The sequence below is a fragment of the Enterococcus sp. DA9 genome, from assembly GCF_008000875.1.
Classification (GTDB): domain Bacteria; phylum Bacillota; class Bacilli; order Lactobacillales; family Enterococcaceae; genus Enterococcus_B; species Enterococcus_B lactis.
Genome location: NZ_CP042839.1, coordinates 1115200 through 1138564, shown reverse-complemented (window position 1 = coordinate 1138564; position 23365 = coordinate 1115200). Strand labels below are relative to the sequence as shown.

Genomic DNA, 23365 nt, shown 5'->3' with positions numbered 1-23365 from the left:
AAGCGCGAACACCTTGTGTTTAATCCTATTCAAGAAAAATAAAGCAATAGTTTCTGTACTCCATTAATTTTTTTACAAAAAAAGAACTGCAATAAATGCCGCTCTTCTTTTTTCGATTTTTTTATAATTCTGCTTCTGATTCAGCTTTGGTTAGTGTGTGTCTGACACTAGACACGCCAAATGTTTGATCGATTTTTTCCTTCAACGCTTCGATTGCCTGTGCGCCGCGTGCCGCTTGTTCAGCATTGATGGATTCAATGACCAGCACCGCTGCTTGCGTTTCTTCCGTCAGCATCGTTCTTTGGGCTTCACGCCAGTTGAGACAGCGACAGATTGCTCCTTGTTCATCATAGTAGATGATTTCTTCCGGAAGTGCCGGAGCATCGGAATCTGCACCTAAAGGCAGGAATGATTCGCCACCTTGGGCTTTTCCTAGATGCAGATTTCCTGAAATCTTTTCGATATCTTCTCCGCCGCAAGGTACGCCAAAAGACAAGGAAATACTATTATAAATATCTACAAGCGGATTGATTGGGAAAAATTCCCGTTCTTGATTTGCACGTTTCAGTAAAGCTTCAATAGAAGAACGTGCACCTTTTTTAGTCTTGAATGTGGTAAAAGCCTGACGCCACTGAGCAATGACTTCGTTTTGGCTGAATGTTTCTTCTGTAAGGTAATTTCTTGCTTCTTTTGCCGCGCTATTCAATAATTGATGATACGTTTCTTCAGTTTCTTCTGTTACGTGATTATCGATACCACTCGCGGATAAGATTTCGATGGTTGCTTCAGGAAATACTTCCCAAAAATTGGCATCCACTATTACTTTTTTCATATGTTTACACCTCTTGATTAGAATAATTCCTTGATGAATAGATCGTCTGTTTGGGGATCATCTCCCATATAAAAAATATGTTCACTGTACTTGGTAAATCCTCTTTTGCGATAGAAAGCGAGCGCAACATCGTTGTGTTCCCACACACCGAGCCAAATGGCTGTTTTTTGCTTTTCTTTTGCTTTTTTGATAGCTGTATCTAGTAAAAATGTACCAATACCTTGATGTTTAAATTTTTTTCGTACATAGATTCGCTCGATTTCTAAAAAATGATCATCCATTTCCTCAGATTGACTCGTTCCTATATTTAGTTTCAGGTAACCCGCAGGCTCTTGGTCGATACTTACTAGTAAAAAATCAGTTTCTTTCTCTTTTAGCTCTTCTGTAAGTTTTTCTGGCGCATAAGCTTGTCTCAAGTAAGCAGCTAGATGCTCCGGCGAATTATCTTTTCCAAATGTATCTGTAAATGTTTCGATACTGATTTGTTGTAGTAAGTCTACATCTGAAGGCGTCATTTTTCGAATTTCGTATTTATTCACGGCTTCTTCCTTTCAATAGATCCTTTTATTACCTTTTTTGACAAAATTCCAATCTTCGCTAATATTCTTGCATACTTTCTTTAAAAGATATTCCAATTGTTTCGCTTCCTCGTCAGACAGACCATTTAATGCGACTGCATTAGAGTAGTTGTTTTCTCGGATGATGAAAGGATAGATTTCTGCTCCTTTTTTAGTCGGATAGAGTTTCTTGATTTTTTTATTTTCTTTATCTTCCAAACGTTCGATCATCCCATTGGATTCTAATTTCTTGATTGCTCGTGCAGTCGTTGTACGATCTACTTTGATCATTTCTGCTAGTTTTTCTTGGATGATTCCTGGATTTTCGCAAATACGTACTAAATAAAGATACTGCCCTCTTGTTAAATCAACTTCTTTGAATTCGATATTGCTGATAGAATCCAGCGCTCGGGCAATCATTCCGATGTCTCGAAGAATTTCAGCCATTTCACCCCACCTTTATTTTGTTTGTAAGACTAGTTTACCTCTTTTTGTTGCAAATGCAACTATTTTTTAATAAAAGAACGAGTTCTTTTTAGAGAACTCGCAGAGTAAATAGCTTTCTTCTTTTACGAAAAAACTCAATCGCAATAAAGCTGGTTTTTGTTTTCTAAAATGAGCAACTGCTTCTTTGTTGTTCGTTTTTCTGATAGCTTTGGCAACTCTTCTATGCTAAAAAACCCCATGTCGGAAGTTTCGTTGTTCTCAATAAATTTTGCATCTTCATCGTGGATCGTACAAGCAAAAACAAGCTTATAATACTGAAAAAGCTGCGGAATATCTTTTTGTTTATTCGTATCAAAAACCGCTCGCAGCTGTGTAGATTCTACTGTTAAACCCGTTTCTTCATAGACTTCTTTCCGCACGTTTTCTTCAGGAGATAAACCTATTTCGGCAAATCCGCCTGGCAGTGACCATTCTTTCGTCCGTTTATCTTCGATTAGTAGGATCTTGCCGTCTTTTTTGATATAGGCACGAACATCAACTTTTGGTGTGGGATGACCTTCTTCAATAACTGTAAGTGCTTTTATTTCTTCGAAAGTTTCTTTTCCTATTTCACTGATCAATTCCAATGAGATCGTCCGAATCTCCTCAAATCGTTCTTTATCGAATACATCTTTTCCATAATACAGACCAGCTTGAGAAAGTGCGAGTAGTCTTTTGTATTGAGCCAACTTGTTATTCATTCTCTTCCCTTCTTTTCATCGAATGTATGACTATGTAATCAAGTATAGAAGACTGACCTAATTACGGCAAATAAACACAAGGAAATCGGCAATAAATAAAAGAATATTAAAAAAACATTTTAGAACAAAAAGACATTTGGCTCCTCTGGGAACCAAATGTCTTTATTCTTATCTGTTACTATCAAACCATTTCTTCGTTATTTATTGTCATTGATTTCTTCTTCTAATTTATCTAATAGCGAGGTGTAATCCACTTGAGCATAGTCTGTTACATCAAATTCATATAGTGTTCCTAACTGGAATTCATCATATTTTCGGTCAGTGATGATCTTTTTGAATGCTTCTTTCGTAATATGGTTCGTCCCTTTCGATCGATCTTCCAATATGTCGCCATAGTGATAATGATCCATGATATAGCTCAAATGACGATCTGGTTCACGATCACGTTTGTACCGACGTTGCCATAACACTTCAAAATCTGCTGTCAGGCGAATCGTGATCACCTGATATCCGTATCTTTCTGCTAATTCTTGGAGTCGAGTTTTTTGCTTATCACTAAAAGGATACTCGGACACAATCACTTTCTTTCCTGCTTCCATATACAGATCAAGTGCTTTGTAATAGAAAGGATAAACTTTCGTCCTTTCTTGTTCCGCCCGTTCTTCCAAGTTGTTAAAACCGATGGATTCTGCATAATATTCCTTGATTTCATCGAGCGTGATGGCATACATATCTAGAAATCGTTCCCGTAGTTTATTCATAAGATATGTTTTTCCTGTACCAGGACTACCAGCTAGAAGAATGAAATACTTTTTCATCTCATTTGTTTCCTAAGTTAATTGGACTTTCCAAGTTCATAAACAGTCCAATCTTATGCTTGACAATTTCTTTTACTGCTTCATTTGCTGGAATCACATTATGGCGAAGAGACTTGTTGATTTCTGTTTCACTAAAGGTTCCTTTAGCCACTTTTGTCCAGTTGACTAAAAGCTCCGTTCCAACATTGAATTTGCGGATCCCGCTATTGATCAATTCAGGATAATCTTCTTCTTTCACACCTGTTCCGCCATGGATAACGAGGGGGACATCGACTACTGCATCGATTTCTTTCAGCAAGGGAATGTTCACTTCTGTTTTTGATTTGAATTGTCCATGATTCGTACCAATAGCAATAGCTAATGCATCCACACCTGTAGCTTCTACAAATTTCACTGCATCTTCCGGTCTTGTATATACCTTGTCATTTTCAGCGACATGGATCCCTTCTTCTGTACCGCCGATCGTTCCAAGTTCTCCTTCTACGGAAACACCGTGTGCATGGGCATATTCTACCACTGCTTTCGTTTTCAAGATATTTTCTTTGAAAGGCAGATGGGACCCGTCATACATGACAGAAGTATATCCGCTATCGATTGCTTCTTTGATATCATCAAAGTCTCGGGCGTGGTCTAAGTGCAAGACTGCATCAACCATTTCTTCTTCTGCAATAGCTGTCATTACATTGACTAACACATGCATGCCGATATATTTTGCGGTGTCGACACTTGTTTGAATAATGATCGGCGAGCCCATTTCTTTTGCTGCGCCTAGCATGGCAGGAAGCATTTCTAGGTTATGTGTATTAAAAGCTCCAACTGTAAAATTCAATTCTTCTGCTGTTTTTGTTACTTCTTTCAATGTTGTATACATCTTTTATTGCCACCTTATCTTTTTATTTATTTCCTTTGATCGTTACTTGTTTTGCAATTTGTCGCATCTCATCCATTTTGCCCATGTAGTAATCGATTCCTTGATCATCCCCAGCACGAGCAGCATCTGCACGCTTCTGGTTATAGAGGCTCATCAGTTTTTTATACCCATCTCCGATCGTCTGTTTATTTTCCAAGCTCTTTTCTAAATATTGGATGGCTTGATCGTTCTCATACAATTCAGAAAATTTAAGTCCAATTTGTTCATAAAGTTCCGCTAATTCGTGCTTCTCTTGGGTCGTTGAAATCTCTTGATTTAATTGTGTAATCTCTGATTGAATCTTTTCGATCGCTTCTGGCGAGAGGATTTTTTCCTCTTTTATCAATCTTTTTTTTGGTTCATTTTCTTTTTTCTTAAAAAATCCGAACATCATTTTCCCTACTTTCAATTAAAATGCTTTCAAAATTGGGCTTAAAATCCAGGCATATAAGAGTGCGGCGGCTACTGTATCTACATCGGTTGCTGTAGCATTGATGAACCCCATCGAATTAAAGATCGTTACTAGCAAAGCAGGCAATAATGTAATAAAGAAGCCATGAGCAATACCGCCAATGATCGCTCCTCGACGTCCGCCAACTGCGTTACCAAATATCCCCGCTGTTCCTCCGGCAAAGAAATTCGTTAGCATACCTGGTAAAATCATCGCTAAGCCGAACATCGGCAAAGTGAACATGGCAATAATCGTACCGATCGTTGTCGTAATGAAACCTAAAATAACAGCATTTGGGCTATAGGGAAAGAAAACTGGACAATCTAAGGCAGGAATCGCGTCAGGAACTAATTTCATAGCTATCCCTCGAAATGCCGGCACGATTTCACCTAACAGTAGACGTACACCAGCTAGCAATACATACACACCCACTACGAATTGGATGGCTTGTAAAAAGGCAAACATGATATAGTTTTGATCTCCTGATAATTCAGAAGCGAATGGTTCACCTGCAAATAAAACTGTGATGATATATAGTGGAACCATCACGACCATGACAGACAGATAAGTATCTTGCAAAAACTCGAAATGTGTAGGCAGCTTGATATCTTCGATCGATTTTTTATTTTCGCCTTTCTCACCAAAAAGTTTAGCCACACCGGCTTCAAATAAGTACCCAATCGTACAAAAATGCCCTAAAGCAATATCATTTGATCCTGTGATTTTACGAATGATTGGTTGTGCTACTGCCGGCATAGCAATGGCGAAACAAGCTCCGATAAAACCACCGACTAAGATCAATACGATTCCTCGCAGACCGGCGAAATAACCAAAGACTGTCGTCATCGTCGCCATCCATAAAATGGCTTGACCAGTTAGAAAAATGTACTTCCATTTTGTGAACCGTGCTAAAAGAATATTGAATACAAAAATGGCTAAGAACGTCAGCGCAATATCTCTGCCTAAACCTAAATCATTCATTGCTTGACCATTGATAGATTCAATCGAAGGGATGATCCCTTGCATATGGAATCCTTCAGTAAAAATTTTCCCGAAATAAGTTAAACTCCCAACGATGATACTCGAACCGGCACTCAACACTTGGAATCCTAGGAGTGTCTTTAACGTGCCAGAAATGACTTGTCCTGCTGATTTCTTCTGCAGCAGTAGACCCAACATAGCAATCAATGCAATGGTGATCGATGCCTGAGTCAAAATATTTTCGATGATAAAATTGATAACGCCCATGTTTTTATCCTCTTTTCTTTTTTATTTAGATAACTCCCTTATCTTGTAAAACTGGGGTGATTTTTTCTTCAATTTCATTTTTCGAGACAATATTTTTCAAATAGATCATCGCTGTTTTAGGATCGACTGAGAATTTTTCGAACTGCGAGCGAAAATTTTCTGCTGTGATGATCACATCTGGTTTCATGGACACTGCAGAAGAAATATCACAATGGTCCAGTTTGGCTTCTACTCCTAATTTGTTCAAAACATCCTCAGCAGACATCTGTGCTGCAAAACTACTTCCTAAACCTGCGCCGCATACGAATAAAATGTTCAATTTGTTCATCTTTGTTCTCCCCCGTATCATTTATTATTTCTCAACTACTGAAAAAGCAGTTGTTTGAAATCTTCCACATTGGTGCATTCGATCAATCGATCCAACTTCTCTTCGTTGTTGATCAGTTCGATCAGTTCTTTCATGATGTTCAGATGCGAGTAGGAATCTACTGCTGCTAAACAAAAAATGATCTTTACTGGATCCATTTCAGGATTACCGAAATCGATTGGTTGCTCAATCGTAGCTACGCTGACTCCTAACTTATTGACCCCATCTTCTGGTCGAGCATGGGCTAGCGCCATGTGTTTACCAATCACGATATATGGCCCGTATTCATTCACTGCACGAATCATCGCTTCGACATAGCGTTCTTCAACAATGTTTTCTTTGACCAATGGTTTAGCAGCTCGTTCAATCGATTCCTCCCAAGTAACGGCTTTTTCTTTAATTATGATATTGCTGTCCGTCAAAATATCTTTTAACATAGGCTGGACCTCCCTTTTGTTGATTTCTAAATTGTTTGTTTCGAATAATTTTTCCAACTTGCCATAGATGATGCGGTCCACTCGGCCACCACTTTCTTCCATGACACCGATTATTTGAGTGAATAACTGCGTCGATTCATGACTGTTAGGTTTTAACCGCTGCAGTTCTTCATTTCTTTTCAAAAAATCTTCTATAACTAAAATATTCGTCTCAGTCAGAATTGGATCGACAACTAAAAGCGGCTTGTTTCGATAATTCAATTGAAAGGTGCTGAAAACCAAATCGACATCCAGTTTATCCACTAATTCGATTTCTTTTGAACTTAAAACTGCAGTAATCTCGATCTGAGGAAATTTTTCTTTCAGATTTTCTGCTAACAGATTCCCGGTAGCCATGCCGTGATTACAGACAACAACTGATTGATAAACATAATTCAGGTCTCGCTTGATCACACTGGCAATCGTCGAAAAGTGGATGACAAGAAAAGCTATCTCGTCCTCCAGTATCTTGCCGCCAATTACTTCTTCGATCGTAGGAACAAAATGAGTGACTGCGCGGTGGATTGGAAAATAATTTGTTCGGATGTTTTCTTTCAATGGATTCATGACTTGGATAGCATGCTTGATTCTTATGATCAGTGCAGCCATGTGTTTATAGAGATTTTCGAATAAAGCTTCTTCTTTTAGATGAAAAGGTATGTGTGTCTCGTTCTCTACAAATTGGATCAATTGGATCGTTAGTAGTTGAGCTTGTACCCACTCAATCGAATTGGAGATATCTCTAGCATTGAACGTCTCGATAGTGAAACGAAGATAATTTCTTTCTACTTGTGGGACATTGTTCAACTGAAATTCCGTGATCATGTAGTCGATAAATGCAGAGAAGCTGCTGTCTTTTATTTCTGTATTTTTCCAATTAATGGCGGAGATGAATTCATGTTTCCTGATTCGCTGGATCCAGATCAATGTAAAAAGCAGAATTTGCTTTTTATAAATATCATCCTCTTGTTTTAACAACTTATTGGAATAGATCTCCTCTATTTTTTTGATTTCCACCAAAGGAAAATAATGGAAAAAGATTTTTTGAGCCGGTGTTAGTTGCGCGTCTTGATTCATAAAGAAGTCGGTCATCCCCAGATTCTGATTGATAAAATCATAGATCATCGTACGGATAGATCGTTCTGAACCTTTATAAACCAGTCCCTGCTTTCCATAACTGACGATCTCGATTCCATAACTGACCAGTGTTGCTCGTAATCGTCGCATATCTTCATCTAACGTACTTTTAGAGATTTGAAATTCTTCTTCTTTTTTGTTTAGATGGATCGGGTTTCGGCTGTAAGCAATGGCTAAAACTAAATCAAAAATACGTTCCCGCCGATTCAAAAAGCCGTCTTTCACCTCTTTTATTTCAGTTTCTAATCGAACTTGCTTGTCATTCTCCAGTTTCAACAAAAAACCTTTGTTGCGAATTGTTCTGATTTCCGGAAGCTTTTTACTGCTCAACCAGATATTCGCTTCAAGAACTTCCTGTCGGATCGTCCGCTGACTGACATGGAAATCAGCTGCTAGATGTTCCGCTTTTACTGGATATTGGGCTGTCATGATTCTGTGAAGTATTTCAATTGTTCTTGTTTTCATAGAAATGATCTCCTTCTGATTCCAAGTATATGATTCCGCTTACATAATAAAAAGTAGATATTTCTGCCACTTGAAGTGGAAAGAAAGTAAGCATAGCAAACAAAAAATAAGCCGTATGCTTTTTCAACTTCTCAACGAAAAAGACATACGCCTATTATTACAAAAATTTTGCCCATCTATACAAAAAAGAGGTCGTGAAAAAGCTGTCCTGCATCAAGTAATGAGAACAGCCAAACAAAAATAGTACTTCCTATTTTTCATTTGGTTGGGCTTATTATCGTAGATGCAAGCTTTTGAACACCATTTAGTGGAGAGGTTGTGACAGAGATGTTCAGCCTTGAGCGACAAGAAGCGATTTTGAAAAATAGCTTCCCATATTTTACAAAATCGTGCCTTATTGCCGATAGGCTATCTCTGGAACACCGTTTATTCAGAAAAAGGAGCTACGACAAAATTTTTGTCACAGTTCCGTTCATAAGTATTTTCTGTCAATCCAACATAATCGGCTGGATAAAATCTGCTTGCCATCTTTTTTCTTTCTCAGAAAAATCAAAATACCATATCTGAGAAAAAAACTGTCGTTGTGTCTTACTTCCTGAGATCACTCGCCCATCTTTTCGATCGACTGAATAATCACAGCATCTGAAATCAATTCGGATGGCAAAACTATTTTCGTGGATCTGTCGATAATTCCCTACTTCCTGAATAGTTATTTTTTTAGTATGATTTCTTACACCGTCTGCTTTGTTTTTTTGCAGAACTTTCTGATGTTCGGCAAACAGCTTGTCTGTATAACAGCTTCTGGCTTTTTCAGGAGTTTCTTCTTCCCAAGCAGATTGGATCTTCATGAATATCTTTTGGATTTCCAGAAACTGTGCTTTCTTTTCTTTAGCCGTTCCTGACATGCGGGACAATATCTCCGCTTTCAGCCTTTTCTTTTGTCTTTTATTCTTGACGATAGAAAAAGCAGAAACCCCTCCTACTGACAAAACAGCTAATGCAAGAAATCCCGTTTGCTCATAACTAGAAGGACCTGTACTTGGACCATAATACCCATAAGAATCTCTGCCGTAAGAACGACTGCTAAAATAACTGCCCCCATATGAACGACCGCCAAATGAACCTCTGCCCGAACTTCGACCGCTAGATGTACCTCCACCATGACCACCCGCGATAGCGAATCCTTGGGTCGGCAGAGCAAACAAACATAGGCCCACTAACAAAATGATTGCTAAATAATTGATTTTTTTCATTGCCTTCCTCGTTATCTTTTATTACAAAAAACTATTGTTATCATAGCCTTGCTAAAAGGAAGAGTCAATAACCAGATGCATAAACTGTTTTTTTAGCAGCTTTGTCTTAATTTAATCATTAAGTGACATCGGACAGACATAGGTGTTGGCAGTCCATATTTCCTCTATCTTCAGCATGAACAAGCTGGCAGACAAAAGATCTGCGCTTCCTCCAGGAGAGATTTGGTTTTCCTGACAAAAGTGCAACAGTGCTATAAATGGACGATTTGGTAAAGCACTTTGACTAGCAGCATGAGCAAGTTTCTGCATTTCCACTAACGTTTTCTGATCACTGCGATGCAAGACACAGGTGTCATCTAAGGAACTCATCAAAACTAACAACATATGCATTTGTTTCTGTACATCAGAATCATTATCTAGCTCCTTAGCAGCTTGGATTGCAAGCCTTATATGCGGATAACCCAACACTGCTTCTTCATATGCACCATTTATGCCGTATTTTTGCTTCACCGTATGCCCATGAGTGTTTTTTTTATGACGATATTTTGTATCAGGAAAAGCAGCAAGTTTACTGACATCATCAAGTATTTTGGATAAAGAAAAAGGCTGCTCCGTACTGATTTTTTGCGCAGTGACACTGATCAATAGCCCCATTGCCCAAATCGATCCTTTATGGGTATTGATGCCATCTGTAGCAATCAACATTGCCTTTTCCGCTTTCCGTCCAATCTCAGCAATCTTTTCTCTTAACTCTTGATCGATAGCATGTTGCCATGCTATTTGAGCCATTTCTTCAAAAAAAGGAGTCAGCGTCTTCGCAGACTTAAGAAATAAAGCATAGTCCATATCGGAATGTGCACCCGCATCCAGTGCATCCACTAATCCAGGTTTTGGGCTTAATGTTACTTCTGCGATCAATGCTTCCTCTACCAACGCAGCGAGTTGCTGAGTCACTGCTTTTTTTCGTTCGTCATTTATCATGACACTCACTCCTTCTTTCTATTACTTGTTGAACCCTTTTTTGATGGCTACCCAAATGATGTGAAGCAACCAGCTTAAAGCAAATGCACAACTTGCCGTCATTAGATACGCTACAAGAATCATGAATCCTGAAGGTAACTGCAGCCAATTATCTTTAAATAATAACAACAGTACTTGGAAAACAAAGACATTTGCTAAATACGTACGGTAAGCATAAACAGACAACCATTTGAACAATGGTAATTTTGGCGAATCGTTTACAATCATTTTTGAAGCGCCCATGAAGACAGCAAAGATGATGACTAAACTGTACAAACTTTGGATCGTATTCAAGTAAGGCGCATTCGCAAAGCTCAAGTCTCCTGGATGTGCGAGCAATGAACGGACAGAAAAGAACGCGATAACTAAGCCAACAGGTAAGAAAAGATAACGTACTCTGTCCAAATATTGATAGACTTTTTCGTGATAAACAAATGCGGCTACCCCATAAATCCCGTAAATCATAAAACTAGCAACAAACCGATCTAACAAGTACCAGCTGTCATGATAAGGACCAGTCAATACTTGTGTTTGATAGAACAGATACCATGCAACATATAAAATCGTTGAGCCAATCAATACTGGCCATACATAATTTTTATTAGCAAATACTTTGTAACCGAGCCAAACAAAAAACGGCATGAACAATTGGATCTGCAGCATCATCACGGTATACCATAAATGAGGTGCTCCATCACCTGTGACATATTTCAGTAAAAAGCTTGCAGTATCCGTATACGGAGTTTGTTGTTGGACTGCTGGGAATAGCCAAAGATAAGCCGTCGTCCATAGAAGATACGGAACGACTAGTTCAAAAAACTTTTCCTTCAAAAATTCCCAATAAGACAAATGCTGACTTGTTTTTACCATATTATAGACAATTGCAAAAATAAACATTGGTGCTGTGTATTTAACGATGACGTAAAAGGTACCAAGAAAAGCTGTATTTGTTGCGCTGTGGCTGTTTGCCAAAGCAAAGCTCAATATCGTTTGCATCATAACAGCCGTTACAGCTGATACTTTCTGGAAGTCACTTACGTTGATTTTGATTTTTTTGTTTTCAAACATCGCTTTCTCTCACTTTTAGTTTATTACCAAATCTCTTTGGTTAGTTTTGGCCCTGTTGTTGTTTTCAACAGGAGTTTTTTCTCTGGTGTCCGCAAGTATTCTTTTAGCGAAAATCCGCCTTTTGATGTAATGACTTGGGTATCGAATTGCTCAAAAAAAGCAGGATGCGATTGAATTGCCTGAATTGGCAATTCAATCGGTGAATCTGCGTACAGCAGCAAATCAAAATCGCTGGTTTCTTTTACTGCCGGAATCCCAGTTGATAATTCAAATCCTAAGCTGCCGCCGATCCCCCATTTGCACCCTGATAATATGTTTCTAGCCGCATGAAATTGCTGATAAACAGGAAAGGAGGCAACTTCCTTTTCTCGAAAAGATTCTCGATCAATGATTGTCCATGGATAGATCACTTTTTGAACAGAGTCACTTGGAATCTCAAGAGCCAAGCGCTGATTTCGTGCCGTACCTCGCAGACCAATCGGCAAAAACCCCCGATCAGCAGGTTCAGCACGCCGAACGACACCATACACTTGTTGAGAAAGCTTCAACCATTCTGGCAACTCTTTCTTGATTTCCTTTTTATCAAAAACAACAATATCATGTGCTTGAATCATTTTTTATGCATCCCATTCTTCGTCCATTTTGGCACGGACTTTATTTGTTTCGACACGTCCGAATGTTTTGGCTGTTTCATTCGTGTATCGATTTGTCAGCATCGTATCATTTGTATTGCGGACATCTTGAATGGCTTCATTGATTGCTTCGATGACTTTGCTGACATTTTGTTCTGAAGCAGCTTGGTCGGTGATATCTTCTAGGAAATGATAGATTGCTCCTAGTTTTGTATAATTATTGATATCGTAAGCGATAGCTGGAACTTTTTCAGCAGCTGCTTCGATTTCAGCAACCGAACGTTTTGTCACACGTGCAGCACTTTCTTTAGACATCGCTTGGACAGTGATTTCTTTATTATTTAAAGCAATCAAGCGGCTTGATTGTAATCCATGTGCTAAAAACGCACCTGAAATAGCATTTCCTGCAATCAATCCAATAACTGGATGTCCAGCTTGACGGAGTTTTGCATAAGCAGCAGCACTATTAGCCAAAGCCACATGGATACCGATCAATTCTTCGTTATAACCGTATGCTTGGCTTGGTACATCGATCACAACGACGATTGGCCGTTTCACTTTTTTATCTTTATCTTCTTCGTAAACATGAGTTAAAATTTGTCCCATGCGGAAACCTTCAACTAAACCAACTTCACCGTTTCGTACACGGTACATCGGGTTTTTAGGATCAGGTACGATCGATGTCACGATGGCTTCTTCTACGAATTTACTTGATTTGCCATAATACACAGTACTAATAGAAGAAGCTGGATTTTTCATGCCAGTTAGTGCCGCAAACCAATCGTAACCAACACTTGTTGCAGCTGGTTCATTTCCTTCTGCTACTTCTGGTAAGTCCATTGATTTTGCTTGATGGTTAGCAATTGCTTCATTGTAATCGTCAATGCTCATTGGTTTTGAAAGATCCAAAGAATCAAGTAATGATAAATAAAATGCTGAGCTTTCACTGCGATGCGTGTCTTTTCGTTCGTCCATTGCTGCGATGACAGCAGTTTTGATTGCTTCTACACTATCAGTCACTAGTTCATCAATGATTTTTGATTCTACCCGTTGACGAGATCCTAATGTATTCCAAATCAAGTCTTTGTCACTAGAATCAAATTCTCGAACACCTGCTTCTTGCTCAATAACTTCTGGACCATTCAAACCGATTCTCGCTTTTTTTGTTGCGATCAAATAACTCATCAATGCTGAAGTAATCGACATACCGCCAAATGATCCTACACGTCCTGGAATCAAACCGATGACTGGTACATATTGTTTCAAAGCAATGATTACATTTCCGATTTCTGAAATAGATAACAGTCCGTAGTTCGCTTCTTGCAGACGAACACCGCCTGTATCTAGTACGATGACTGGAAAAATTTCATTTCCTTTTTTGTTTTCTTCTAATACATGTTCGAGTGCAGCAACGATTTTTGCACCGGAAACTTCACCGATACCGCCACCTTGGAATTTTCCTTCCATAGCGATTACTACTGCTTGTTTGCCATTGATCGTGCCACGGCTGACAACAATCCCGTCATCACTTTCAGGGACGATTCCTTGTGCCGGCAAACTTGGCGCGATGATTTGATCGAATGGATCAATCAATTCACGTCCATTGTCAAGTAGAGCGTTCACTCGTTCTCTGGCGTTTAATTCTACAAAACTATTTTTCATCTGAAAGTTCCTCCATTGCTTGCGTCAATCGTAGGTACACAACTCCTGGTGTAGCACCGAAGTCATTGATCACGATATCTGCTGAAATTGGATAACGATCAAAAAATCTCGTTAATACGTTGTTCCATACTTCGCCGAAGCCATCGCTTCCTGTACAGATTTTTACAGTAGATTCTTTTTTTTCTGTTGGAAACATCAAGATTTCCAAATCACCTGAACCGACCACTCCTACATGGATTTTCTTATTGATCGGCTGTTTCGTTGGATATTTATAAGCTAATTGTTCCATGGATCTCTCCCCTTTTTGTAAAACAAAGCATACACGTTCTGCTTATTCGTCTTTCTTCTTCCACCTGGGTAAATGGCGACAAAAGGTTTTTCTCGCCAATTTTATGACCAAGTTCTGAATTTCATTGGCGGCTCATACAGGCCATCTGACCATTCGATCAAATCATCGATGGTTTGTGCAGCTAATAATGAACGTTTCGCTTCACTACGTTTGATGCCTAGATCTTCTGGCAATTTCACGATGCCGGCATCGCGCAAACGGTCTAGTGATTCTTTCGTACTTGTCATTCCAAGAGGTGTAACACCGCCGATTGCTGCAATTGCTGCTTGGCGTTCTTCTTTTGTTTTTGCTTTGTACAAATAAGCAATTCCTTCTTCTGTCACGATATGTGTGGTGTCTTCACTGTAGATCATCACTGGTGCATTGGCTAAGCCTGCTTGTTTTTGAACAGCTAGTGCATCTAATTCTTCGACAAAGACTGGTTTTTTATTTGAACCATATGTTTCCACCATTTGAACAACTAATTTTTGTCCTTTCCCTAATGGATCATAATTGTTGCGAAGTGATTGCCATGCTGGTGTAGAATGACGACGACCGCCAGGATTATGTCCCATGTTAGGCGCACCGCCAAAGCCAGATAGACGTCCTTTTGTTACGGTCGAAGAATTTCCTTCATAGTCTAGTTGCAAGGTTGAACCGATAAACATATCGATGGCATATTGTCCTGCAGCTTGTGATAATGTTCGGTTACTACGCATCGTGCCGTCTTTTCCGACAAAGAATACATCTGGACGAGCAGCAATATATTTTTCCATACCGACTTCGCCACCGAAACTATGGATGCTTTCAACCCAACCTGATTCGATAGCTGGAATCATCGTTGGATGTGGGTTCAATACCCAGTTCTTTGCGATTTTCCCTTTCAACCCTAGTGATTCGCCATAAGTTGGCAATAACAATTCGATAGCTGCTGTATTGAATCCAATACCATGATTCAAAGATTGTACGCCGTGTTCTGCGTAGATTCCTTTGATTGCCATCATCGCCATTAGGATTTGCAATTCTGTGATGTTTTGAGGATCGCGCGTAAATAGTGCTTCTAATTGATAAGGTTGATCTGCTTTTACAACAACATCTACCCAGTCTCCAGGAATATCGACACGAGGAAGTTTATCAACGACTTCATTGACTTGAACGATCACGATACCATCTTTGAAAGCTGCAGCTTCGACGATTGTTGGTGTTTCTTCTGTATTGAAACCTGTATACAAGTTGCCGTCTTTGTCTGCTTTATCTGCAGCTACTAAAACGACATTTGGAATCAAATCGATGAATAAGCGTCCATAAAGTTCCAAATAAGTATGGATATCTCCTAATTTCATTGTGCCGTCTTCAATCATTTGGGCGACACGCAAGCTTTGGGCACCTGCATAAGAGAAATCGATCTTGCTTGCGATTCCTTTTTCAAAAATATTCAAATGTTCTGGTCGCGAGATACTAGACATGATCAAATGCAGATCATTTACTTTTTCTGCATCGACTTTTTCAAGACTTTCTGAAAGAAAACTTGCTTGTTTTTGATTGTCGCCTTCTAATACAACTTTGTCGCCGGGAGCAATCAGTTTTTCCATCACTTCTACGATTTTTTCAGTTTCTACATACTTGCCATTGAGCAAGTTGCTGATTTTTTCCAATCGCTGCGCTTTTTTTTCGCGTTTAGAAGCCCAGTTGCGGTTTGGTTTTTCCATAATTAGTCATCTCCATTTTTGATATAGAAACGTGGCGTCATCAATACCATGTTGGTCTAGATTGATCGTACGGATCCCTTTATCTACACCAAATTTTGTATGAATCAGCTTTGTCAAAGTATTGCCGGGGGGAAATTCAATCGTCAGATCCATTCCTAATTCTTTTGCCAAGTCCATCATTTGGTTCCATTGCACAGGGAAAGCTAGGTTTTCCAACAAATCTTTACGAATCTCTTCTGCGTCCTGAGTGGCTCTTCCATCCGTATTTTTTATATACAAACATCTAGCATCAAATAGATGGACAGACTGCATATACGGCTTGAATTTCTTGACCGTATCATTCATCAAGAGACAGTGAGATGGCACAGGAACTTTCAGCAGCTTCGCTGTTTGCGCTTGGTGCCGTTTGGCTTCTGCCAACGTAACGGACAAACCTTCGATACTCCCAGATAACGTATGTTGCATGGGACAATTTTCATTTGACAAATAAACTGGGTGGTCAGGATCAAATGTTTTTGCTACAATTTCCTCTGCTTCGCTTCTCGTCACACCTACTACTACGCCCATTGCATAACCGCTTGGATAAGCTTCTTTCATTAAGACTGCGCGGTGATAGACTAGTTCCGCTGCATTCTCAAATGTCAAAGATCGACAAGCAACAGCTGCACAAAAAGCACCGATCGAATGTCCTGCTACAATATCAGGCTGAATACCGTTTTTTTCCATTTCATCTAAATAAAATACTGCTTTTGTCAGTAATGCTAGCTGGATAAAAACCGTATCTTGATAGTTTTCTTCTTTATCAACTAACCGATACCCCGTCACATTTTCTAAACGTTCCATGTACATTTCAGGGATATCCGCTAACATCCCTAACTTCTGACTGCCTTGCCCAGGAAATAAGAAACCTGTACTCATGAGCCTCGCCTCCTTAGCACTTACTTTTTCCACTGCTATCTTAGTCAATTTCTGCTATAATAAAAAATGCCAAAAAAAGAAAAAACCATAACAAAAAGGTATGGATGGGATGGATAATTATGAAATTGCTTCATCTACAGTATTTTAAAAAAGTGTTCGAAACAAAAAATGTCACCCAAGCAGCCAAAGAATTATTTATTTCTCAACCTGCCTTGAGCCGTGCGATCAAACATTTGGAAAACGAATTAGGAGTCCCTTTGTTTTACCATAGCGGTAGAAACATTGAGACAACTGTTTATGCAGAAGAATTCTATCCATATGCAGTCAAAACATTAGACACATTAGAAGAAGGAATCAAATTATTGTCTTCGGTCAATGAGAAGATCGTTACTTCCGTCATTTTGTATTTAGAGGTAGCCTCTGTTTCTATTCCGAACTTGGTCCGAATTTTTATGGAAAAGCATCCTGATATCCAATTAACGATCATGCAACATCATTTACCAGATGATATTACCGACCCTGTACTGTACATCACTTCGGAGATGAAGCCTGGCATGACCAATATTCCTATCATGAAAGAACCTGTTTATGTAGCCATTCCTAAGAAACATCCTCTTGCGAAAAAAGAACATCTGCAATTAGAAGATATCCAACGCACCCCCATCTTGATGCTGTCAAAGAGCAATGCCTTCCGTCATACACTGGATGCAGCACTTGAAGCGAAAAGTATCGAATTGACGATCAGTTCGACGACAGATGATCCTGCGACATTACGTTCTATTGTCAAGCAAGGCTTAGCTGTTAGCTTTTTCCCAAAAGTTTCTTGGTCTTACGATAAAAATGATCCTTTCGTCTTGCGGGAAATCAAAGATTTGCCCTTGACACGAACAATTTATTTATCTTCTAGCTTCACAGAAGATCATCCTTTGATCAAAATGATTGCAAAAACGATGCGAGAATTTTATTTAGGAAAATAAAAAGAAAAGAGCTGTGACAAAATTCTTGTCGCAGCTCTTTTTTTCGAATAAACGGTGTTCCAGAAGTAACTTCTTCAGAAATAAGCCCAAATTTCCCAAAAATTTGAGAAGCTATTTTCGTAAATCCCTTCTTATTTCTTGAAGCTAAACACTTCTGTCACAACCTCTTCTCTATTGTCCTATACATTCATTGCGTTGATTTGAAACTTTCATCAATCAAACCTGCTAGTTCATCTAGTTTTTCTATTTTACGTAGATCAACAGAGATCCAATGTTCTTTATTCATGTGATAGGCTGGAAAATACCCCTCTTTTCCTCGCAAAATACCGCCAAGTTCAGGATCGACCTTCAAATCAAGGATATCGATGATCCTATGGTCACTTGCATCATCATAGATTTTTTCTTCTGGAACAGACATCAGGACCCCAAACCATTTTTTGCTTTTTTGATGTCTGAATACGCAATAATCAGGGAATTTTTTAAAAATATATTCTGGAGACAAATTGTATGTTTCATCGATGTGATCGATTAGTTCTTTTTCCGTTAGCATCTGCTTCCATCTCTTTCTTATTGATTCTCTTTATTCAAACATACCACGTAAGAATAGAAAAATGAATACTGGTTGAAAGATCAGATGAAACTTGACCACCGTTTATTTTCTCCGTATTCTTAGAATAGAAGGGAGTCTGATTTATGTATTCACTAATGAAAAAAATCATTACCGAAAAAGATATTCGACGTCATGTTTCTTTAGTCGAACAATTGCTGAATCATACAAAGATAACCGTAAATGAATTAGCTGAAATCATAAGGACAACCGAACGAACGATTTTTTCTGACCTTCAATCTATTCGCTCTCATCTGCCCGAAGGCTGGGACATCTTCAGCGATCAAGCAGGAATCAGTTTGCAAAACCAGCAAAATTTATTAACAAATGACCTTTGGGAGATTTTTTTCAAACAATCAGTCAGTGTCGAACTGCTGAAAAATCTGCTTTTTACAAAAAAAGTTGCTGTCCCTGATTTTCTAGCGGATCATGGGCTTTCTTATGGGACATTGAAAAGACATGTGACTAAAATCAATCAGCGTTTAGCAAGTTACGACTTGCAGATCGATTTGACGAAATATACAGCTTGTATTCTTGGAAAAGAGCGTGCGATTCGTACTTTCTATCATCGATTGCTGATTCCTTTCACTCATAACAACTATTTTTTCGAGGATTATTCAATCCATGAATCCCATTATTTTCAATTTTTAAGAAACCTCAGTCAAACTGAACTAGCTGTTGAAACAGAAGAGATTTTCGGAACATGTTGGTTATTTATCAATACGATCCGTATAAAAGCGAATTGCCGGTTAGATTCTTCTATCCATATCAACAGCACACTCTCCTCCCTGTATGACTCTGCATTGAAAAAATTGTATTTAAAGGAAGGTATTTACCTTAAAGACACTGAGCTTTCTTTTGCTTCTTTCTGCTTTCTGGAAAGTTGGAATTACAACAATAACTATGGACAAGAAATCGCTCGCTGCCTGCATCATTCTCCATTTTTAGAGGTCCTCGAAACGTTTGTAGAGGAACTAGCTTCAGAGCTGTCTCTTGATCAACTAAAAAAAACATCTCTGACTGATAACTTGGCTCTCCTCGTATTAAAATATCATGAATCGCCAATACTGATCGAACCTTTGGAACGCCAATACCATCGTTTTTTAGAGACGTATGATCAGCAATATGCACACTTGTATCAGCAGAAAGAGAATTTACTGAACGATCTAAAAAAAGAAATGGAAATCAATGTACCAAATTACTTTCTTCAACTCTTGTCTTTACTGATCCAACAAACGATTTTTTCTATCAAACCGAATTTGTTCAATGTCTATTTTATTTTCCAAGGAGAACCTTCATGGAAGGCGTTCTTGCAGCAGGAATTAAAAGATTACTTGGGAAAACGTGTCTGCTTCTTACCTATCGAACTAACCGATCTTTCCACTATTTCTTTTGAAAAAACAGATATCTTGATTTCCAATTTCCCGTTGGATTCTCTAGATATCCCTATTGTATACATTTCTTCTATTCCAACGAAAAATGAGCTCAATCGTTTGACTGAACTCACTTTCAAAACTTTTTTATAGTAACGGCTAGCGACTGAATTCTCTAGCTGTTTTTTCTTTTTTGCGAAACAGTTTATTCATGATCCCTTTTTCTATTTCTACAACTAAGAATAGAAGAATCACATTTGCCCCAATCAATAACTGTTGTGTCATCGTTAAACTTACTGTACCGATCAGCTGCTGAGCGATTGGCAGAAAAATAACCATCCCCTGCAATAAAGCAAGGATACCTAATGAAAGAAAAAGCGATTTGTTTTGCAAAAGACCTTGGTTCAGTGACGGCTTGGACAACTCTCTGCAATTGATCATGTAAACAGCTTGAGCTAAGACGATATTTTGCAGAAGAATGGTTTGCTGTAAGCTTTGCCCTTCAAATTGCATAGCCAATAAATAGGCAGGAACCATGATCAGTAGTGCGACATAGATGATCCGAAACAAATGATAACCAGATAGGATTCCTTGCTTTGGATCTCTCGGTGGACGCTTCATGATTTCTGGATCTGGCGACTCGAACCCTAATGCATAAGATAAAGTGATTGTCGTTACCATATTGACCCATAAAATCTGTACTGGGGACAAAGGTAGCGGGCGATTCAGTATCAGCGCCCAAATCAAAATCAATCCTTGAGCTAATGCAGTTGGTAAGAAGAAATTGATGGTCTTTTGCAAGTTATCCAAAATGCGCCGACCTTCTTTTACGGCTTTTGCAATCGTATGGAAATTATCATCTCCTAAAACCATATCAGCTGCCTGTTTGCTTACTTCACTACCTTTGATTCCCATAGCGATTCCTATATCGGCTCTTTTCAAAGCAGGTGCATCATTTACGCCGTCTCCGGTCATTCCGACGATTTCTCCATTTTTCTGCAAAGCTTTCACGATTCGCAGTTTGTGTTCTGGTGTCGTTCGAGCAAAGACATCGACTTTTGGTACTTGTCGAGTCAACTCTTCTTCAGACATAAGATCCAAATCGATTCCTTCTAAAACTTTAGCAGTATGTTTTAAGCCAATTTGTTCCGCGATTGCTTTTGCTGTATCTTTGTGATCCCCTGTAATCATTTTCACTGAGATCCCTGCTTGTTGGCATTCCTTTACAGCTTTGACTGCACTTTCTTTTGGCGGATCAATCAACCCGGCAATCCCTGCAAAAGTTAATTGGGTTAAAGACTCATGCGTGAGTTCCTGTTTCGAATCTACTTTTTTGTAAGCAAATCCTAAAACACGCTGACCTTTTTTCGCAAACGCTGTGGCTGTTTGACCCCATGCTTCTTGTTCTGAATAAGAAAGAGTTGATTTAGCCAATAATACTTCTGGCGCACCTTTGACGTAAATCACCGTTCCTTTTTCCTCCGTATGCATCGTTGCCATATATTTGTATTCAGAGCTGAACGGAATCTTTGCTTCTATTTTTTTCAAAGGCAGATTGGCTGTTTCTGTGTGTCGAATCAGTGCAAGTTCTGTCGGATTGCCACTTAAATTTTCTATTTTCTGTTCTTCTTTCGTCTTTAATTCCTGACAATTTTTCATAATAGACAGTACGCGAGTTTCTTCTTTTGCTGCTACATCCACAACTGTCATTTCATTTTTTGTCAATGTCCCTGTCTTATCTGAACAGATCACTGTCATAGAACCTAATGTTTCTACCGAAGGAAGTCCTTTGATGATCGCCTTTTCTTTTGCCATTTCATGTACTCCAACGGATAGGATCATGGTCAAAACAGCTGGTAATCCTTCGGGTACCATTGACACCACCAAAGCGATCATAGCTGAAAGAAGGATATGCCAATCCATGCCATAGCGGAATGTTGTAAAAACAACTAAGAACAAGATTAAACAAAGAATGCCTTGAAAAATTTGTTTGTTCAATCGGTTGATCTTTTTGATTAGAGGCGTCGTTTGTTGTTCGACCGATTGCAGTGCTTGATTGATTTTACCGATTTCTGTCGTGTTTCCTGTTTCTACAACGACACCGACTGCAGAACCAGATTGTACAAGTGTTCCTGAAAAAGCCATATTTTTCTGGTCACCGATTGATTCTTCTGCTGCCAAAACGGAATGATTTTTTTCAGATGCTTCTGATTCTCCCGTCAAAATCGATTCTTCTACTAGTAGATCATGTACTTCGATCAACCGAACATCTGCTGGAACGACATATCCGGCACGTAAGACAATGACATCTCCTTTTACTAGTTCTTTCGCAGGGATTTTTACTTGCATCCCGTTCGATAGTACTATCGCTTCTTGTCCCATCAGCTGCTTCAAACCATTCAACGATTCTTCTGCTTTTCTTTCTTGCCAATAACTAACGAGTCCGTTGACGATCACTACGAATAAAATAATACTTCCTTCGATGTATTCGCTCGAAGCAAATTTCAAAAAAGAGGCAATGATCAACACGATCATCAGCAGATCAGTAAAGTGTTTTGCTATTTTTTTCCATCGTTTTGTCTGCTGTCTTGCTTCTATCTCATTATATCCTTGATCAGTCAGGCGTTTCTGCCGTTCTTCTTGCGACAACCCTTCTGTTGATGTTTGATGGTTTTTCAATGTATCTTCTACCGTCAATTTGTACCAGTTCATCCTATCTCCTCCTACTTAATTGATACTTTTATTATACGTAGGAAGATTTTTCAGGCGTATCGATTATTTCAGGGATGTCTGAAATAATTCGTTTTGCCGAGCAAAAAACATAAATATTAGATTGTCGCTTGTTGCCTCTTATAGGATAACGGCACTTATCTCGTGGGAAAAATAGATGGAAAACAGGGGGAATACAACTAATTTGCCAGAATAACCAGTTGTCTATTTTCCATTATGTTTCTTCCCTCCATATTTCGTTTGTCAATGTCTCGCAGATACATGTGCTTATCTGTAACACCTCTTCACTATAGCGCCAAAAATGAGAAAATTTTTTTTATAACATCAGATTCACGTAGAATATTTCAAACAAAAATAAATAAAGTCGGATTTTTCTGATAATTGCACGTGGAAAAACGAACAATTTTTTAATAAATCAGACTTCTAAAATGGATAGTCTAAAAAAAACGAACAAATAACTTAAATGACTATCATTCATTCATCAACTGTATTTGCATTCCGTTTAATTGTTAAAAATTCACAATCTATTTTCTAATGAAAATATTTATTTTTCAATTTTTATAACATAAAAATCTTTTATTAACGGAATTTACAGGCTTTTTCAGAAATTAACTGATGATTTCAAAAAGAAAACATGTCA

The 23365-nt window shown here is 38.7% G+C and carries 22 protein-coding genes; 2 read left to right on the top strand and 20 right to left on the bottom strand.

Going from position 1 to position 23365, the window contains the following annotated elements; all coding sequences use genetic code 11:
- Positions 1-121: 121 nt before the first annotated feature.
- From FTX43_RS06375 to FTX43_RS06290, 18 genes are all read right to left on the bottom strand, one after another.
- Positions 122-832: a B3/4 domain-containing protein gene (locus tag FTX43_RS06375; RefSeq protein WP_002310678.1), complete on the bottom strand. Its 711-nt coding sequence runs from the start codon at positions 830-832 to the stop codon at positions 122-124.
- A 17-nt stretch (positions 833-849) separates the two neighbouring features.
- Complete coding sequence (locus FTX43_RS06370; protein WP_002316636.1) at positions 850-1347, bottom strand: N-acetyltransferase; 498 nt, start codon at positions 1345-1347, stop codon at positions 850-852.
- Positions 1348-1383: 36 nt separating this feature from the next.
- Positions 1384-1836 carry a MarR family winged helix-turn-helix transcriptional regulator gene (locus tag FTX43_RS06365; protein WP_002310676.1) on the bottom strand — a complete coding sequence of 151 codons (453 nt, stop codon included), beginning with the start codon at positions 1834-1836 and terminating at the stop codon, positions 1384-1386.
- A 134-nt stretch (positions 1837-1970) separates the two neighbouring features.
- Entirely contained in the window at positions 1971-2576 is a 606-nt protein-coding gene (locus FTX43_RS06360; protein WP_002335169.1) for an NUDIX hydrolase N-terminal domain-containing protein, read from the bottom strand.
- 197 nt (positions 2577-2773) lie between these two features.
- Positions 2774-3394 (bottom strand): AAA family ATPase, encoded by a 621-nt coding sequence (locus FTX43_RS06355; protein WP_147606886.1) that lies wholly within the window; start codon positions 3392-3394, stop codon positions 2774-2776.
- A gap of 1 nt (position 3395) precedes the next feature.
- Positions 3396-4265 carry a class II fructose-bisphosphate aldolase gene (locus tag FTX43_RS06350; RefSeq protein ID WP_047927900.1) on the bottom strand — a complete coding sequence of 290 codons (870 nt, stop codon included), beginning with the start codon at positions 4263-4265 and terminating at the stop codon, positions 3396-3398.
- Between the two features lie 22 nt (positions 4266-4287).
- Positions 4288-4695 (bottom strand): hypothetical protein, encoded by a 408-nt coding sequence (locus FTX43_RS06345; RefSeq protein ID WP_047937430.1) that lies wholly within the window; start codon positions 4693-4695, stop codon positions 4288-4290.
- Between the two features lie 18 nt (positions 4696-4713).
- Positions 4714-6003, bottom strand: coding sequence for a PTS sugar transporter subunit IIC (locus tag FTX43_RS06340; protein WP_002312716.1), 1290 nt, complete (start codon positions 6001-6003; stop codon positions 4714-4716).
- A gap of 25 nt (positions 6004-6028) precedes the next feature.
- Entirely contained in the window at positions 6029-6331 is a 303-nt protein-coding gene (locus FTX43_RS06335; protein ID WP_002292534.1) for a PTS sugar transporter subunit IIB, read from the bottom strand.
- Between the two features lie 35 nt (positions 6332-6366).
- A complete protein-coding gene (locus FTX43_RS06330) occupies positions 6367-8448 on the bottom strand; it encodes a PTS sugar transporter subunit IIA (protein ID WP_002314025.1) in 2082 nt (693 codons plus the stop codon).
- Positions 8449-8936: 488 nt separating this feature from the next.
- Positions 8937-9701: a TIM44-like domain-containing protein gene (locus FTX43_RS06325; RefSeq protein WP_147606884.1), complete on the bottom strand. Its 765-nt coding sequence runs from the start codon at positions 9699-9701 to the stop codon at positions 8937-8939.
- A 111-nt stretch (positions 9702-9812) separates the two neighbouring features.
- Positions 9813-10682: a triphosphoribosyl-dephospho-CoA synthase MdcB gene (gene mdcB / locus FTX43_RS06320; protein ID WP_002345431.1), complete on the bottom strand. Its 870-nt coding sequence runs from the start codon at positions 10680-10682 to the stop codon at positions 9813-9815.
- A gap of 21 nt (positions 10683-10703) precedes the next feature.
- Entirely contained in the window at positions 10704-11789 is a 1086-nt protein-coding gene (locus FTX43_RS06315; RefSeq protein WP_147606882.1) for an acyltransferase family protein, read from the bottom strand.
- A 23-nt stretch (positions 11790-11812) separates the two neighbouring features.
- Positions 11813-12403 (bottom strand): malonate decarboxylase holo-ACP synthase, encoded by a 591-nt coding sequence (locus tag FTX43_RS06310; protein ID WP_147606880.1) that lies wholly within the window; start codon positions 12401-12403, stop codon positions 11813-11815.
- 3 nt (positions 12404-12406) lie between these two features.
- On the bottom strand, positions 12407-14083 hold the full coding sequence (gene mdcD, locus FTX43_RS06305) for a biotin-independent malonate decarboxylase subunit beta (RefSeq protein WP_147606878.1): 1677 nt from the start codon (positions 14081-14083) through the stop codon (positions 12407-12409).
- Entirely contained in the window at positions 14073-14372 is a 300-nt protein-coding gene (locus FTX43_RS06300) for a malonate decarboxylase subunit delta (protein ID WP_002292523.1), read from the bottom strand. Before FTX43_RS06300 ends, mdcD begins: the two co-directional genes overlap by 11 nt.
- Positions 14373-14473: 101 nt before the next feature.
- Positions 14474-16120, bottom strand: a complete 1647-nt coding sequence (gene mdcA, locus FTX43_RS06295) for a malonate decarboxylase subunit alpha (RefSeq protein ID WP_147606876.1) — start codon at positions 16118-16120, stop codon at positions 14474-14476.
- A 6-nt stretch (positions 16121-16126) separates the two neighbouring features.
- On the bottom strand, positions 16127-17038 hold the full coding sequence (locus FTX43_RS06290; RefSeq protein WP_025477154.1) for an ACP S-malonyltransferase: 912 nt from the start codon (positions 17036-17038) through the stop codon (positions 16127-16129).
- A gap of 119 nt (positions 17039-17157) precedes the next feature.
- Here FTX43_RS06290 and FTX43_RS06285 point away from each other — a divergent pair, with 119 nt between their 5' ends.
- On the top strand, positions 17158-18015 hold the full coding sequence (locus FTX43_RS06285; protein ID WP_002287551.1) for a LysR family transcriptional regulator: 858 nt from the start codon (positions 17158-17160) through the stop codon (positions 18013-18015).
- Positions 18016-18202: 187 nt separating this feature from the next.
- Here FTX43_RS06285 and FTX43_RS06280 read toward each other — a convergent pair whose 3' ends face one another.
- Positions 18203-18565: an MmcQ/YjbR family DNA-binding protein gene (locus FTX43_RS06280; RefSeq protein ID WP_002310656.1), complete on the bottom strand. Its 363-nt coding sequence runs from the start codon at positions 18563-18565 to the stop codon at positions 18203-18205.
- Between the two features lie 143 nt (positions 18566-18708).
- Between FTX43_RS06280 and FTX43_RS06275 the strand changes: the two genes are divergently transcribed.
- Positions 18709-20148, top strand: a complete 1440-nt coding sequence (locus FTX43_RS06275; protein WP_147606874.1) for a helix-turn-helix domain-containing protein — start codon at positions 18709-18711, stop codon at positions 20146-20148.
- Positions 20149-20154: 6 nt separating this feature from the next.
- Here the strand turns inward: FTX43_RS06275 and FTX43_RS06270 are convergent, their stop codons facing one another.
- Positions 20155-22707, bottom strand: a complete 2553-nt coding sequence (locus tag FTX43_RS06270; protein WP_002312699.1) for an HAD-IC family P-type ATPase — start codon at positions 22705-22707, stop codon at positions 20155-20157.
- Between the last annotated feature and the right edge of the window lie 658 nt (positions 22708-23365).